Raw genomic sequence first — 15,540 nt, 5'->3', positions numbered from 1 at the left:
TCCGCACATGAAGGAGACCGGCCATGTCCATTTCACGTCGTCAGGTTTTGTTGATCGGGGGCCTGGGTGTCCTCGGAGCCGGTGGCGCCATGTTGCCCATGGGTTCTGTCGAAGCCAAGTCGGCCAGCCGCATCAGTTCCAACGACATGCCGAAACCATTCCAGGCCGCCCTTGTCCAGGCACCGGTTCTGCAGCCCTACGCTGCCGGAACCGACCCCGTGGACGGCCTGCCCGTCAATTACTACAGGCTGACCCAGAAGGCCGCCGTGGCCAGCATCCTGCCCCGGCTGGGCACACCGATCCTGGGGTACAACGGGTTGTTCCCCGGACCCACGATCAGCCTGGACCAGGGCACAAAGGCCGTCCTGAGGATTAGAAACCAGCTGCCGGCCGAGCATGCGCTGGACGGGCATGCCCTGTCCACGTCCACGCACCTGCACGGTTCGGCCTCGAAGCCGCAGTTCGACGGGTACGCCAGCGACATCACCCACCCTGGGTTCTACAAGGACTACCACTACCCCAACTTCCAGCCGGCCCGCACGCTCTGGTACCACGACCACGGTGTCCACTTCACGGCCCTGAACGCCTACTCTGGGCTCGCCGCCCAGTACCACCTGCATGATCCCGTGGAACGGCAGGTCCTCCCGCAAGGCAACTTCGACGTGGCCCTGACGATCAGCGATGCCATGTTCGCCGCGGACGGGTCCCTGGGCTTTGACGACAACAGCCACTCCGGACTCTGGGGGGACGTGATCCTGGTCAACGGCAGGCCCTGGCCGGTCATGAAGGTGCAGAAACGCGTCTACCGTTTCCGGATCCTGAACTGTTCGATCTCCCGGTCCTTGCGGCCCACGCTCAGCACCGGTGATCCGGTGGTGGTGGTGGGGACCGACGGCGGCCTGGTCCCTGTGGCGCAGCCCGTGGACAGTTGGCGCCATGCCGGAGCGGAGCGGTACGAGGTCCTCGTCGACTTCCGGAAATACAAGGCCGGGCAACGGATTGAACTGCGCAACCTGTCCAATAAGAACAACGTGGACTACGACTTCACCAACAAGATCATGGCATTCGACGTCACGGACGAACCGGTGGACACCTCGGACCCCACCTGGAACCGGATCCCCACCACGCTCGCCAGCAGCGAGGCCATGTCGCTGCAGCCAGGACAGTCCCTGAAGACGCGCAAATTCCGGGTCAAACGGAGCGATTCCACCAACATGTGGACCATCAATGACGACAGCTGGCAGGACGTCATCGCCAGCGGCTACAAAAAAGTCATCGCCGACCCCGACCTCAACTCCGTAGAAATCTGGGAGATCGAGAACAAATCCAGCGGCTGGTTCCATCCCCTCCACATCCACCTCGTGGACTTTCAGATCCTCAGCCGCAACGGGGCGCCGCCCCTGGCGCACGAGCGCGGCCCCAAGGACGTCGTGTACGTCGGTGAGGGCGAGACCGTCAGGCTGCTCATGAAGTTCACCCCCAACACAGGCCTCTACATGATGCACTGCCACAACCTGCCGCACGAGGACCACGACATGATGGCCCAATTCCGGGTGGGCCTGAAGGAGTCCGACTGGGACCCGGACGACCCCATGACGGCCGCCAGGGCTGCATGGGACGATGATCCGGCGTGAACCGGCGCCCGCGGGCCATGGTCCTCGTGGCGGCCCTGGTCCCATTCCTGGCAGTCCTTTGTGTCCGCACCTGGCTCGTTGAACCTGTGAGCGTAGCCTCGGACAGCATGGCCCCGACGATTCGCCCGGGCGCCGTCGTATTCCTGTACAAGCCGGCAGCAGCTGCGGGCCTGATCCGCAATGGCGTGGTGGTCGCTTTTGCCAGCCCGGCCGATGGCCGGACGGCGATCAAGCGCGTCATAGCGCGGGCCGGTCAGAGGGTGGCCATCCGGGATTCGGAGCTGTTCGTCGACGACGTTGCCGTCGCCGAGCCGTTCATCGACCACAGCCGGATAGACGGCACCTATTTCGGGCCCGAGACGGTGCCGGCCGGCAGCGTCTTCGTCCTGGGCGACAACCGCGCCGTGTCAATAGACTCCCGGGACTTCGGGGCAGTGCCCATGACGGCGATCCAGGGCACTGTTGTCGCGCTCCCGCCGGAAGCGGCCATCAACCGTGGCTCCTAGCGTTCTTGTCCTTCGGCCGGGCCGCTGCCGGAAGGGTCCTGTCCCCGTGCAAGCTGCTCATGGAGCCTGTTGATCTGGGCCGTAAGGTGGGCAAGGTCCTCGCTGCCGATGGGTTCGTCCGCGTTCTTCGGGCCATGGGTTGCGGCCGTCACGCTTTCAACGAGCCAGGAGGACACGGCCGCGGTGACCATGCTCAGGACAGCAAATCCGCCGATCATCAGCGCGGTCGCAGCCCACCGGCCGGGAGTTGTGACGGGGTAGTAGTCGCCGTAGCCGATTGTTGTAAGGGTGACGATGGCCCACCACAATGAGTCGCCCATGGTGGTGATGTTCGCGTTGGGTGCGGCCCTTTCGAAATGGAGGACGCTCAGGGCAACGGTGTAGACCAGAATGATCGCGGACAGGATGACATAGGCCATGACGCGGGTCCGGATGGCAGTGCCCGGGGCCCGTTCCATCACTCGGCGCAAGGTGAACGGGCGAAGGAGCCGCAAGGGCCGCGCGACCGGGAGCACCACCATGAGCAGATCCAAAGGATGACGGACGAACCATCGGCCGCGGTGGGGAGCCAGGAGCAACTTCACGAGGTAGTCGACGCCGAAGGCAACCCACGTGGACCCCATGACGAATGCCAGCGCGGCGGCATAGGGCTCCGGCGGTTCGGCAATGACCAGGACCGAATAGGCCGCCAGAAAGATGAAGGCCGCACCGACGAGGGGCCACTCGGAATACTTTTGCCAGGTTTCTTGCCTCATGGCTGAATGCTAGGACTTTGCCCGGCGGATGTCCCCACGAATTTGCAGGCCGAATGAACAGCCCCGGATGGCGGACGGAACGAGCCAGCCACCAACCAGCAGCGGCCCACTCGCACAGCGCTGACAACCATCTCCGGCAGCGGTACATTGAGGGTCTCAGGTGCCGGCCCGCTTTGGGTGCGGCACCATCACGATGCCAGAGTCGGCGGAGGTGACGGGCCATGGCGGAAAATCAGGGACAAGACGGAACCGGACGCGTGGGCGCGGGTGAGACCCGGGCGCAAGAGCACAATCTTGCCGGCGAACTGGGGGTCCTCGAGCAAAACATCATGCAGCGAATCCAGGATTTTAACGATCCCCGGCAGGAATGGCGGCGGCTGTTCTCGGAGTTGTATGGCACATTCCTACTCGTCATTGTCGCGGCCGGTGGCGGCATGATGAGCCAGGCGTTCCCCGGTGTGATCAGCCGCACGGCGGCCGTGGTGGCCCCCGGCCTGATGGTGATGGGGATCATCCTGTTCATGGGCAAGATCTCGGGCGCGCATCTGAACCCCGCGGTCAGCATCGCGTTCGCCCTCCGCGGCGACTTCCCGTGGCGACGGGTGCCGGGCTACATCGTTGTCCAGCTCATCGGGGCGACGCTTGCCTGCCTGCTGCTGCAAGCCGTAATCGGAGTCTCCGCCACGTACGGTTCCAACTATCCGGCGGCGGACTATACGGCCGGCGCCGCGTTCTTGATGGAGGCACTGCTGACGATGGTGCTGGTCAGCGTCATCCTGGGAACCGCCTCCGGGGCCCAGAACGTCGGTCTGCTGGGGGCGTTTGGAGTAGGCGCCTACATTGCCTTGGCGGGCCTGTGGGGCAGCCCCATCTCCGGCACGTCGATGAATCCGGCCCGGACGTTCGGGCCTGATCTCGCCAGTCTCCATTTCAGCGACTACTGGGTGTATGTCGCCGGGCCGCTGACCGGCGCAGTAGTCGCCGTCGGAATCGCCTTCGTCCTGCGCGGCGCGGGCGGCGGCAGGTCCGGTTCCGGCGCCGCACAGGGTGACCTCTTCACGGAGACCACGAAAGAAGACACCTAGACCGCCGAGGAAGCGCAGGACCCCACGCCCCTGGACCGGATCAATCCGCCCTCTTGCGGTAAATCTGCAGACGATGGATTATTTGCTGTAGTTACCCATCGGGTCTCCCGCTTTTCGTTGGGTAAGGGTTGGATACCGCTTCACCGGCACTGCCGGTTCCTCGGTTGGGAGACAAGATGGCAAGCACTGTTCATTCCGGGAGCAAAGAAGTCGACAGCAAGGGGCTGAAGGGCGGTGCGCTCGGTCTCGTATCGAGTGTCGTCGTGGGAGTCGCATCGACGGCCCCTGCGTACAGCCTTGCGGCGAGCTTGGGATTCATCGTCGTCGGCGGCACCATCTTTGCCGGTGTCAAGGCGCCCGGAATCGTCCTTCTCGCCTTCATCCCGATGTACCTCATTGCGGTCGCATACCAGGAGCTGAACAAGGCGGAGCCTGACTGCGGAACTACGTTTACGTGGGCGTCACGAGCATTTGGTCCGGTCACAGGTTGGATGGGTGGCTGGGGAATTATCATCGCCGACATCGTGGTCATGTCCAACCTGGCCCAGATCGCCGGCGCGTACTCGTTCACGTTTGTGGGCGGTTTTGGGCTGCCGGAGGTTGCGGCCCTGTCGAGCAACGTCGTTGCGACGACGATTGCCGGCCTGGCGTGGATCGCGATAATGACCTGGATTTGCTACCGGGGCATCGAGCTCACGGCCCGCGTGCAATACGTTCTGCTCTCGTTCGAAATCCTCATCCTGATCTTTTTCGCAGTCTTCGCCCTGGTAAGGGTGTATTCGGGGACCGCCGAGCCGTACTCCCTCATCCCGTCCCTGGACTGGTTCAATCCCTTTACACTCGACTTCGGCGAGACGATTGCCCCTGCAATGCTGACCGCGATCTTCATTTACTGGGGCTGGGACAGCGCGGTCTCGGTGAATGAGGAGACGAAGGACCCGGGAAAGACCCCGGGGCGCGCGGCCATCATCAGCACAGTCCTCCTGCTGGCCACCTACGCGATCGTGACCGTCGCCGCCGTCGCCTTCGCCGGCGTCGGCGACTCGGGAATCGGGCTGGCAAATCCGCAAAACTCGGCCGACGTTTTCTCGGCCATCGGACCAACATTGTTCGGCGAGGGCCCGGTTGGATCGATCCTCATGACGCTTCTCGGATTCTCCATCCTGACGTCGGCGTCGGCGTCGACCCAAACGACGATCCTTCCGACGGCGCGCACTTCGCTGTCGATGGCGGTCTTCAAGGCGATCCCGGAAAAGTTCGCGCGGATCCACCCGAATTTCCTCACCCCCACCTGGTCCACCATCGGCATGGGCATCGCCTCCGCCTTCTTCTTCCTCGTCTTCACATTCATCAGCCCGTCCCTCCTTCTGGCCCTGATCGGCTCGATCGGTCTGATGATCGCGTTCTACTACGGACTGACCGGCCTCGCCTGCGTGTGGTTCTACCGCAAGACACTGACGTCGTCCTTCCGGAACTTCATCATGCGCGGGGTGTTCCCGCTGGTAGGCAGCCTCATGCTGGCAGCCGTCTTCGTCTACGGTCTGGCCAACTTCGCCCAGCCCGATTGGCTGCAGGACGCAGATGGCAACAACGTGACGATCTTCGGTATTGGTGCCGAGGCCGTGGTGGGCATCGGCGGCCTGCTGATGGGGGCCGTGCTCATGGGTGTCTGGTGGATTCGGAAGCCCGACTTCTTCCGCGGCCGCACACTGTCCCGGAGCGCGGACGAATGAGGCGCGCCGCCAAGAATCTCACCGCCGACCCCGTGGTTTCCACCCGGTGGCTCCCAGCTGAAGGACACCAATGAGGATCCTGTGCATAGGCGCCGGCGGCGTGGGTGGAGCAGCCGCAGGCATCGCGGCGCGCCGGGGCTTCTTCGACGCATTCGTCGTCGCGGACTACGACGCGGCGCGCGCCGAATCTGTCGTGCAATCCCTTCCTTCTGGCCTCAGGGAGCGCTTTGAGGCGGTGGCCCTGGACGCTTCGAGCAAGGGGGCGGTTGCCGATGCGATACGCCGGTATCGCATCACACACGTCTTCAATGCCGTTGACCCACGCTTTGTGATGCCCATCTTCGAAGGGGCGGCGGAGGCGGGTGCAACGTACCTCGATATGGCGATGTCGCTGTCGACGCCGCATCCGGAGGTGCCCTATCAGCTCCCAGGACTGAAGCTGGGTGATCTGCAATTTGACCAGTCGGGCGAATGGGAAGCCGCCGGCCGCCTGGCCTTGGTAGGAATGGGCGTCGAACCCGGCCTGTCCGATGTCTTTGCCGCCTATGCCCAGGAATTCCTCTTCTCCCGGATCGACGAATTGGCCGTCCGGGACGGGGCCAACCTGGTGGTTGAAGGTTATGACTTTGCCCCTTCTTTTTCGATTTGGACGACGATTGAGGAGTGCCTGAACCCGCCTGTCGTGTACTCATCCGAGCTTGGCTGGAGGACCACAGAGCCGTTTAGCGAGCCCGAGGTCTTCGACTTCCCGGAGGGCATTGGGCCTGTCGAATGCGTCAATGTCGAACACGAAGAAGTGCTTCTCATGCCGCGCTGGATTGACGCCAAAACCGTGAATTTCAAGTACGGCCTTGGCAACGAATTCATCGACGTGCTCCGGGTTCTGCACAAACTCGGTCTCGACTCCACCGAACCGGTGAACGTCAAAGGATCCCTGGTCAGCCCGAGGGACGTTGTTGCAGCGTGCCTCCCGGACCCTGCCACGCTCGGCCCGAAAATCACGGGCAAGACATGTGCGGGGGTCCTGGTCCGGGGTCAAGACAAGGAAGGCAATCCACGAAGTACCTACCTTTACCATGTGGCCGACAATGCGTGGACGATGGAAAACTACGCCAGCCAATGCGTTGTGTGGCAAACGGCCATCAACCCGATCATTGCTCTCGAGCTGCTTGCCAGCGGGACATGGACGGGGGCAGGCGTCCTGGGGCCGGAGGCTTTCCCCGCCAAACCATTCCTGGATTTGATGGCCGCCCCCGAGCCTGAAGGATATGGCTCTCCCTGGCACATCAGGGAGGAAACGAACTAGGGACCCGCCAGCGGTCCAGCGGCTCCGGGTTCATGGCCGGAGCAGGGCAACAAGATCTCGGAGAAGGAGAGCGCAGTGAACATTGCGGCCACGTTTCATCCACTGGATCCTCTCAGCGCGGACGAGTTCCGTGCAGCGGTGGTCATGCTCGCCAGCGAGCAGGGCATCACATTTCCTGCCTGGCGACTGGCGGCCATTGAGCTGATCGAACCGGACAAGGCCGCCGTCGACGCCTTCGAAGCCGGAGCGGCGGCGCCCGATCGGGTCGTCGGGGTGAACTGCTTCGAACGGTCCTCCAACAAGACCTACCAGGCGCGGCTGTCCCTGACCCGCGGGGTTGTCCTCTCCTTCACCCATGTCCCGGGAGTCCAGGCGAACATGACCGTGGACGAGTGGGAAGAAGCTGACGCGGCGCTGCGCAGTGACCCGCGCGTGATCGCTGCGCTTGCCAAGCGCGGCATCACGGACCTGTCCCTGGTCTTCATGGACGTTTGGACCTACGGCCTGACAATGGTCCCGGAAAAGTACCAGGGCCGCCGGATCGGCTGGTCCGATACCTGGGTCCGTGCCCGTCCGGGAGCGAACCCCTATGCAGGTCCGGTCAACGGTTTCCACTGCATCATTGACCTGGCCTCGATGGAGCTTCTGGACATCGAGGACACCTATGCGGTTGACCCTCCCGAGGTCATGGGCGAATATGTCCCGGCGCTGATCCCGGAGCGGCTCCGCAACGCCAGCACGCGTGAACCGCTGAAGCCGCTGGACATCGTCCAGCCAGAGGGCGTGTCCTTCGGCGTTGATGGCAACGGGATCAGCTGGCAGAACTGGTCCATGCGCATCGGGTTCAACTACCGCGAAGGCATGACCATCCACCGGGTCAGGTATCGCGACGGAGGCCGGGAACGGCCGATCGCAAACCGCCTGTCCTTCGCCGAAATGGCTGTTCCCTATCGGGACCCCAGTGAGGACCACTACCGCCGTACCGCGTTCGACGTCGGCGAATGGGGTCTGGGATTCATGACGACGTCGCTTGAACTGGGCTGCGACTGTCTCGGAGAGATCAGGTATCTGGACGCGGTCATGCACAATTCGGCTGGGGAGCCCTTCACCATCAAGAATGCGATCTGTATCCACGAAGAGGACGCAGCGGTGTTGTGGAAGCACATCGACCACGACGGCGGCATGGAGGTGCGCCGCATGCGTCGACTGGTGGTTTCGTTCCATGTCACTGTGGCCAACTACGAATACCTGGTCTACTGGCGCTTCTACCAGGACGGGAACATCGAGTGCGAAGTAAGAGCCACTGGAATCATGGTGGTCACACATTTCGACGAGGGCCAGGAGCATCCGAGCGGAACCCTTGTGGACAACCGGACCTACGCGCCCTTCCATCAACACTTCCTGGTGGCCCGGCTCGACCTCGACATCGACGGTGCGGCCAACACGGTTTACCGCTCGGAAACCGAGATGGTCCCGATGGGTCCGGACAATCCGTACGGGCTCGCCCTGCATCAGAAAAAGACCCCCATCACGACCGAGGGGCACGACGACTATTCCTGGGAAACCCAGCGGGCATGGTCGGTGACAAACGACAATTCAGTCAACGGACTGGGAACCCCGGTGTCTTACAAGCTGGTGCCTGGAGCGTCGTTCCCCGCATTCTTTGACCCGGCATCCCCGGTTTTCCAGCGCGCCGAGGTCATTGGGCACACGGTATGGGTGACGCCGAACGATGCCAACGAACGTTGGCCGGCCGGCGAGTTTGTGAACCAAGGAGCAGGCGGACTGGGAATGCCGGAATGGGTGCGGCAGGGCCGGTCCGTGGAAAACACCGACGTCGTCCTTTGGTACGTCTTCGGCATCCACCACATCCCGCGGCCGGAGGAGTGGCCGGTAATGCCGGCGGACACAGTTGCGTTCTGGCTCAAGCCGGTGGGCTTCTTCGACCGGAACCCGGCGCTGGACGTATAGGCACCGGACCGGAGCGGCAGTTCGCCCGGGGCTTGCCCGCACTCAGGCGCCGAGGAAATCCCCGACTACGCGCCCGAGCTCCTCCGGATGCGTCCAGATCAGCGCGTGGTCGGCGGCGTCGATCACCACCAGGCGGGAACCGGGGATGCCGGCGTGGAGCATCCTCGCGTGATGGAACGGCACCGCCTGGTCGTTCGCGGCCGCGACGACGAGCGTCGGGCACGCGATTTCGGCCAGCCGGGGCCTGCTGTCGAACGCCATCGCAGCCTTCCACGCGGACGCCATCGCCTGGGCGTCCTGGTCCGCCATGAGCGCGGCCAGCCAGTCGGTACGTTCGCTGCCCAGCTGCGGGGCCGCCTGGCCGGCTACCAGCCTGGCCAGCCGGCGCATCCCCATGACCCGGAACGCCGGCGGCATCACATGGCCTTCGACCCACTCGCGCCAGGTGGCCATGTTGTAGGCATAGCTGCACACGAGCACGAGGCGCTCGCAGAGCCCGGGAAAGTCCAGGACCAGTTGCTGCGCGATGGCGCCCCCGTGCGAGTAGCCAAGGACGGCCGTGGAGTCGATGGCGAGATGATCCAGCAAGCGGGCCAGGTCCGCCGCCAGCTGTGTGGCCTTGTACGGAGGCGGAAGTCCCCGGCTCCGCCCGTGCCCGCGCAGGTCTGGAATGATCACCGGATGCCGGGCGGCGAGAGCCTCGAGCACTGGGCCGAACATCTCGCCGGTGACCATCAACCCGTGTATGAGCAGCAAAGGCTTGCCCGAGCCGTGCTCGGTGAAGTGAAGCAAGTCAGTCGGCGCGGGGCTCATATCACTCGCGCAGTCGCCTCTGAATCAGCGGGACCATGGCCCGAGTGTGACACCGCTTCTCCTTCGCAGGCAACTGGCCGAGTCCACCCGTGCGCTGGTACTCCAGTAGATTTGTTCCAGTGTTGAAGCAATCAGTGCAGAAACTTTTGGGACCTAGGAACAGGGGAGTGGCGTGGGCAAGCTGATCGAGAGCCAAGACGGAGCCGAGGGCGAATTCGCGGCCAGGATCGTCACAGGCCCGGCGTATCCCCAGCTGCGGCTCAACAGCGAGGCCCTCGAGATCAATATCCGGGTCATGGCGGCGTGGTGCCGGGACCGGGGCGTGGATCTCGCCCCACACGTGAAGACAACCATGTCGGCACCGATCATCGAGCGGCAACTGGCCGCGGGCGCCGTCGGCGTCACCGTCGCCACCGTGGATCAAGTCGCCTCGGCACTGACGTGGGGACATAGCAACGTCCTGGTCGCCAACGAGATCGTCGACAAATTCGGACTGACGCGTATCCGCACGTGGCTGGAGGAAGACCCCGCACGGGAGATCCGCTGCTTCGTCGACTCGGCGGCCGGGATCAGGACGGCAGGGGAAGTCTTCGACGGCGGTGCCACCGCCCTTGAGGTGCTGATCGACGTCGGAACACCAGGCGGGCGCACGGGGGTGCGGAGCCTGGACGACGGTCTTCTGCTGGCTGAGTTGGTCCGTGCCACGCCGGGCCTGAGACTGGTGGGGGTCGCCGGCTACGAGGGCGTGGTGCCAAACAGCAGGGCTGAGGAGACGGTCGCGGCGGTAGACCGGCATTGCCAACTGGTGCGGGACATCTATCTGGCCGCGGCGGCGTTCTTCGAGACCGCCACTCCCATCTATTCAATGGGCGGATCCGCGTTCCCTGACCGGGTGGTGGAGTTCCTTCCCGACCCCGGCCAGGTGCCCGGAACACGAACCATTCTCCGATCCGGTTGCTACGTCACGCACGATCACGGAACCTACGCCGCCGTCAGCCCCGTCCCGGGACTCATCCCGGCGCTTTCTGTTCGCGCCGTCGTCGTCTCAACCCCTGAACCCGGTATGGCGGTTGTCGGGGCCGGCAAACGGGATCTTCCGTACGACGCCGGACTGCCGGTCTTCCTGTCGGCACGGACAGCGGACGGTGCCACAAAGAACGGCGCCGCCGCGGCGGTGCGCAATCTCTACGACCACCACGCAGTCCTCACCGAAGCGACCGGGCTGGAGGTCACCGATACGGTGGACTTCGGGATATCCCATCCCTGCTCGGCGTTCGATCGCTGGCCCGAATACGTCCTCACTGACGGCGACGGAGTCGACCTGGACGTATGGCGCACCGATTTCCGCCGATCGTCCCTGGCGATGGATGACGCCTGACCCTTAGCCCTTGAGGTGCTTGGTGAGGACTTCGAATTCCTCGACGCCCAGGATCTGCATGTGCTGCTCCGCGCTGGTCTCGGCGCGGATCTTGCCGGCAGCCTGCTCGCTGCCGGCAAGGGCGTCCGCGTCCTCCCACAGCGTGATCGACAGTGACTTGTTGTCCTTCCCAAGCAAGTAATAGATGCCCAGGCATCCCGGCAGTTGGAGCACCCGGTTGACGGTGTCATCTGAGGGTGCCCCGGAGCTGTCCGGGCCGGGCTGATACGTGCTGACGCGAGCGAACATGTTGGCCTCCTAGATCCAGGTCCAGCGGTTGGAGCGCCTGCCGCCCAACCTCCCACCAGTAAGGACCTGCCAGCGTGAATGCACAAGGTCGAAACGGGTTGCTGTGCCGATGCCCATCACGCGCCGTCATGAGATGGCAGTCGTGGGATTCCGCTACGGACGCGCACGGATGACGCGGAGATTCTCTGGCGCTGCTGGTATTCCCGTAGCGCCAGGCGTTTTGCGTGTCGGCAACGGGAAAGCGCTGCGAAAAGGGCTGCGACGAAGGCCCGAAGACCCTGTCCAGGTGCCGGTGAACGGTGCGACGATCCGTGAACAAGCACGGTGACCCGGTTCCCAGTTCCGGCTCCCGGGTTCCCGGCGCGACGGACCGCCCGCACCGATCGGGTGGGTCTACCGAGGAGGCATCTGATGATTTCTGCCACGATGGTTGTTGCCACAATTCCGGTCACGGACCTGGAACGGGCGAAGGCGTTCTACGGCGAAACCCTCGGCCTGACATGCTTGTGGGAAACCCCTGTGGGCGTACGGTACCGCTGCGGAACCGCCAGCGAAATATCAATTTTCAAGCGCCCGCCCGTCGCCACGGAGCACACCCAAGCGCACTTCGAGGTGGAGGATATCGAGGCCGTGGTCCAGGACCTCAGCGCCAGGGGCGTCGAATTCCTGGACTATACCGAAGGGCCCTTGGCGACCACGGGCCACATCGCTCAGCTCGGCCCGGCGAGGGGTGCGTGGTTCCGTGATCCTGACGGCAACACACTCGGGCTGCGCCAGGGTTAGAAGCTGATCCCTGCCGCGGCCCAGGCTGCAGGGCCCGGACCGCGGCAATGGGCAGTGCGCCGGACCCATTGCGTGTCACCGGTACGAAAACCTAGCGAAAACGATAGGACTGAGGGCGCTGAATATGTGTTCCCGCTCCGCCCTGCCCTGGCTCAGTCCGGTGGCAGGGCCGAGGCATCGGAGTGGGGGCATCGCGGCCGGTCGCGGACCTCGCGGGCCGCTTCGACATCGGCGGCGCTTTCCATCTGCCCGCGGGCCCGCAGCCCGGCCACCACGCCGTCAATGTCGGCGTCGGGCCGGTTCTGGCTGAGCTTGTTCTTGGCCTCGATCCGGGTGATGAGAAGTTCGACGCCGACGATCGCCCGCAGTTGGCCCGCAATGTAGCGCTCCGGGGCATCATCGACACTCCAGGGCCGCTCCGAGCCGGCTTCATTGTGGTCGCTCAACTGCCGTACGTGGCCGGCGAGCCAGTCCGGATCGTCGTGGATGACGAGGTTGCCGTAAACATGGGCGGTGGAATAGTTCCACGTCGGAACGACGCGTCCGTGCTCTGCCTTCGACGGGTACCACGTCGGCGAGATGTAGGCGTCCGCGCCCTGGATGATGGCCAGGGATTCTCCGGCGGCAGACTCGGTGCATTGGGGGTTGTTGCGGGCGAGGTGCCCGTGCAGCGCACCGTGTTCACCGGACGTCGGGTCGAACACAAAGGGAATGAGCGTGGCCAGGATGCCTTTCGGGGTCGCTGTGATCAGGTTGGCGGCGGCCGGACGGCGGAGCAGCTGCTGGACGGCATCGGGGCCGGCGGCGAAATGTGCGGGAATGTACACGGGGATCCTCCATTCGGATCGGGATCGGGCTGTTGTGTTGTAGTGCGGGGCGGAGTTTGGGTCAGCGGGACTGTTTTGCCGCCACGCCCGTCACCGCCTTGGCCCTTTGCGGCGCGGACCGTGACCGGACGGCCAGGCCGGCGCAGAGAACCACCACGGCGCCGCCGACGATGGTGGTCCAGGTCAGCTCCTCGCCCAGGATCAGCCCGGCCCAGCCGATGCTCAGCACAGGCTGGACGAGTTGGATCTGGCTGACCTGTGCCATGGGGCCGATGGCGAGGCCCTGGTACCAGGCGAAGAAGCCGAGGAACATGCTCACGACCCCAAGGTACGCGAAGGCGGCCCATTGCACAGGAGTGCCGGCTGGCGGCTGCCCGGCCGTGGAGAAGGCCACGAGCCCCACCATGAGGGGAGAGGCGAGAACCAGTGCCCACGAGACGGTCTGCCAGGCGCCCAGTTCGCGGGCCAGCTTGCCGCCTTCGGCGTAGCCGACCGCCGCGGCCGCCACGGCACCGAAGAGCAGCAGGTCCGCCTGGTGCAGTTCTCCAATGCCGCCCGACTGCGCGGACGCGAACCCAATGGCCGCAACCGCTCCGACGCCGGTGATGATCCAAAACGTGACGGACGGGCGTTCGTGGCCGCGAAGGACTGCCATCACTGCCGTCGCCGCCGGGAGTAGCGCTATGACGACGGCGCCGTGGCTGGCGGGAACGGAGGCGAGGGCGAAGGAGGTCAGCAGCGGGAAGCCGACAACCACCCCGGCGGCGACGACGGCGACGCGCGCCCACTGCGCGCCGCGGGGCGGGCGCTGCCGGGTCAGGGCGAGGGCACACGCCGCGAGAATGGCGGCGACAACGGCCCGGCCCGAACCGATGAAAAGCGGAGACAGTCCGGCAACCGCCACCCGGGTGAACGGAACCGTGAAGGAGAAGGCCGCGACGCCGAGGAGCCCCCACCACATGCCGGTTGCCGGCCGGGAGGATATCGGTTGGTCAATAACCGTAGTAGCGCTACTATTGTCTCTCATGAATAACGATAGCACCTCGCAAATGCTGACTCGGCTCCGGGGGTGGATTTCAGGGGCCGCACCCGGCGCCCGGCTGCCGTCCACGCGGTCCTTGGTTGCCGAGTACCAGGCCAGTCCCGTGACGGTGCAGAAGGTGCTCCGCACGCTCGCCGCGCAGGGCCTGATCGAGAGCCGTCCCGGCGTCGGAACCTTTGTGCGGTCCGTCCGAACCGCCCGGCCGGCGGACTACGGCTGGCAGACGGCCGCGCTGGGCTCACCCCAGGCGCCGGTCCGGCCCGTATCGGCGGCGATGCGCACCGCGCCGAACGACGTCATCGCCTTCCACTCGGGCTACCCGGACCGGGAGCTCCTTCCGGAGCGCCTAGTGCGGGCGGCCCTGACCCGGGCGGCCCGCAGCGAGGCGGCAATATCGTGCCCGCCCGTGGCGGGACTGCCGGACCTGCAGTCCTGGTTTGCGCACGAACTCCGCGATGCCACCCCGGCCGGGGTGGCGCCACCCACACCAAGCGACGTGATTGTGCTGCCCGGCAGCCAGAGCGGGCTCAGTTCCGTCTTCCGGGCACTTGTGGGCAGCGGGCAGCCGATGCTGGTGGAATCCCCGACCTACTGGGGCGCCATCCTGGCGGCGACCCAGGCCGGCGTCAGGGTTATTCCGGTGCCCAGCGGCCCCGAGGGACCGGACCCCGACGCGCTGGCCCGTGCCTTCGAGGAGACCGGAGCCCGGCTTTTCTACGCCCAGCCCAACTACGCGAATCCCACCGGCGCGCAATGGACGGCGCGTGTGGCTGAGCAGGTGCTGGAAGTGGTCCGCTCCCACGGAGCGTTCCTTGTTGAAGACGACTGGGCGCATGACTTCGGCATCACCACCGATGCCGCGCCCGTGGCCGCCCGCGACGATTCCGGCCATGTGGTCTACATTCGCTCGCTGACCAAGAGCGTGTCGCCGGGCATCCGCATCGCTGCGGTAATCGCCCGCGGCCCGGCACGTGAGCGCATTCTGGCCGCCCGGGGAGCCGAGTCGATGTATGTCAGCGGTGTACTCCAGGCGGCCGCCCTCGACGTCGTGACGCAGCCGGGGTGGCAGACCCACCTGCGCGGACTGCGCCACCAGCTCCAGGCCCGACGGGACCTGCTGGTCAGCAGCCTGCGGGAGCTTGCGCCGCTGGCCCACGTCGAGCATCTCCCCAGGGGCGGGCTGAACCTCTGGGCGCGCCTGCCGGACGGGACCGACGTCGACCGGCTCGTCCGCGACTGCGAGGCCGCCGGCGTCATCATCGCCGCCGGCACCGAGTGGTTCCCGGCCGAGCCGGCGGGGCCGTTCATTCGACTCAACTACGCCGGAGCCAACCCGGGCGCCTTCCGGGAGGGCGCGCGGATCCTCGGCGAGGTGATGGACCGCACGGCCGGCCGGTAGGCGGTGCCAGGCGCGTTAGT

General features: G+C 65.3%; 14 protein-coding genes. 9 read left to right on the top strand and 5 right to left on the bottom strand.

The genetic code is table 11. The features are described 5' to 3' along the window. The first annotated feature begins 23 nt into the window (after positions 1-23). Positions 24-1,634, top strand: a complete 1,611-nt coding sequence (locus AC1DDO_RS00940; RefSeq protein ID WP_476866351.1) for a multicopper oxidase family protein — start codon at positions 24-26, stop codon at positions 1,632-1,634. After that, a complete protein-coding gene (gene lepB / locus AC1DDO_RS00935) occupies positions 1,631-2,140 on the top strand; it encodes a signal peptidase I (RefSeq protein WP_476971240.1) in 510 nt (169 codons plus the stop codon). The genes AC1DDO_RS00940 and lepB overlap by 4 nt, the downstream gene beginning before the upstream one ends. Here the strand turns inward: lepB and AC1DDO_RS00930 are convergent. Beyond that, positions 2,137-2,895 (bottom strand): potassium channel family protein, encoded by a 759-nt coding sequence (locus tag AC1DDO_RS00930; RefSeq protein ID WP_476866349.1) that lies wholly within the window; start codon positions 2,893-2,895, stop codon positions 2,137-2,139. The two genes, lepB and AC1DDO_RS00930, sit on opposite strands and share 4 nt — an antisense overlap. A gap of 221 nt (positions 2,896-3,116) precedes the next feature. Here AC1DDO_RS00930 and AC1DDO_RS00925 point away from each other — a divergent pair, with 221 nt between their 5' ends. The 4 genes from AC1DDO_RS00925 to AC1DDO_RS00910 all read left to right on the top strand — a co-directional run bounded on the left by AC1DDO_RS00925 (position 3,117) and on the right by AC1DDO_RS00910 (position 8,990). Next, positions 3,117-3,980, top strand: coding sequence for an MIP/aquaporin family protein (locus AC1DDO_RS00925; protein ID WP_476971239.1), 864 nt, complete (start codon positions 3,117-3,119; stop codon positions 3,978-3,980). Between the two features lie 176 nt (positions 3,981-4,156). Then, a complete protein-coding gene (locus AC1DDO_RS00920) occupies positions 4,157-5,713 on the top strand; it encodes an APC family permease (RefSeq protein ID WP_476866347.1) in 1,557 nt (518 codons plus the stop codon). 70 nt (positions 5,714-5,783) lie between these two features. Beyond that, on the top strand, positions 5,784-7,019 hold the full coding sequence (locus AC1DDO_RS00915; RefSeq protein ID WP_476866346.1) for a saccharopine dehydrogenase family protein: 1,236 nt from the start codon (positions 5,784-5,786) through the stop codon (positions 7,017-7,019). A 75-nt stretch (positions 7,020-7,094) separates the two neighbouring features. Next, on the top strand, positions 7,095-8,990 hold the full coding sequence (locus AC1DDO_RS00910; RefSeq protein WP_476971238.1) for a primary-amine oxidase: 1,896 nt from the start codon (positions 7,095-7,097) through the stop codon (positions 8,988-8,990). Positions 8,991-9,032: 42 nt separating this feature from the next. Here AC1DDO_RS00910 and AC1DDO_RS00905 read toward each other — a convergent pair whose 3' ends face one another. After that, positions 9,033-9,803 (bottom strand): alpha/beta fold hydrolase, encoded by a 771-nt coding sequence (locus AC1DDO_RS00905; RefSeq protein ID WP_476971237.1) that lies wholly within the window; start codon positions 9,801-9,803, stop codon positions 9,033-9,035. A gap of 172 nt (positions 9,804-9,975) precedes the next feature. On the opposite strand from AC1DDO_RS00905, the gene AC1DDO_RS00900 reads away from it, so the two are divergent. Then, the gene (locus tag AC1DDO_RS00900) at positions 9,976-11,181 is read left to right on the top strand and encodes an alanine racemase (protein ID WP_476971236.1); all 1,206 of its coding nucleotides are present in this window, start codon (positions 9,976-9,978) and stop codon (positions 11,179-11,181) included. Between the two features lie 3 nt (positions 11,182-11,184). Here the strand turns inward: AC1DDO_RS00900 and AC1DDO_RS00895 are convergent, their stop codons facing one another. Next, entirely contained in the window at positions 11,185-11,469 is a 285-nt protein-coding gene (locus tag AC1DDO_RS00895; RefSeq protein ID WP_476971235.1) for a hypothetical protein, read from the bottom strand. A gap of 411 nt (positions 11,470-11,880) precedes the next feature. On the opposite strand from AC1DDO_RS00895, the gene AC1DDO_RS00890 reads away from it, so the two are divergent. Beyond that, positions 11,881-12,252, top strand: coding sequence for a VOC family protein (locus tag AC1DDO_RS00890; protein WP_476971234.1), 372 nt, complete (start codon positions 11,881-11,883; stop codon positions 12,250-12,252). A 152-nt stretch (positions 12,253-12,404) separates the two neighbouring features. On the opposite strand, the gene AC1DDO_RS00885 is transcribed toward AC1DDO_RS00890, so the two are convergent. Then, positions 12,405-13,079 carry an FMN-binding negative transcriptional regulator gene (locus AC1DDO_RS00885; RefSeq protein ID WP_476971233.1) on the bottom strand — a complete coding sequence of 225 codons (675 nt, stop codon included), beginning with the start codon at positions 13,077-13,079 and terminating at the stop codon, positions 12,405-12,407. A gap of 61 nt (positions 13,080-13,140) precedes the next feature. Further along, complete coding sequence (locus tag AC1DDO_RS00880; protein WP_476971232.1) at positions 13,141-14,106, bottom strand: DMT family transporter; 966 nt, start codon at positions 14,104-14,106, stop codon at positions 13,141-13,143. Here AC1DDO_RS00880 and AC1DDO_RS00875 point away from each other — a divergent pair. Beyond that, positions 14,105-15,520 (top strand): aminotransferase-like domain-containing protein, encoded by a 1,416-nt coding sequence (locus tag AC1DDO_RS00875; protein WP_476971231.1) that lies wholly within the window; start codon positions 14,105-14,107, stop codon positions 15,518-15,520. The genes AC1DDO_RS00880 and AC1DDO_RS00875 overlap by 2 nt on opposite strands. Positions 15,521-15,540 lie beyond the last annotated feature (20 nt).

The sequence above is a fragment of the Arthrobacter sp. 10N43 genome, assembly GCF_056394525.1.
This window is presented reverse-complemented; position numbering and strand designations above follow the sequence as displayed.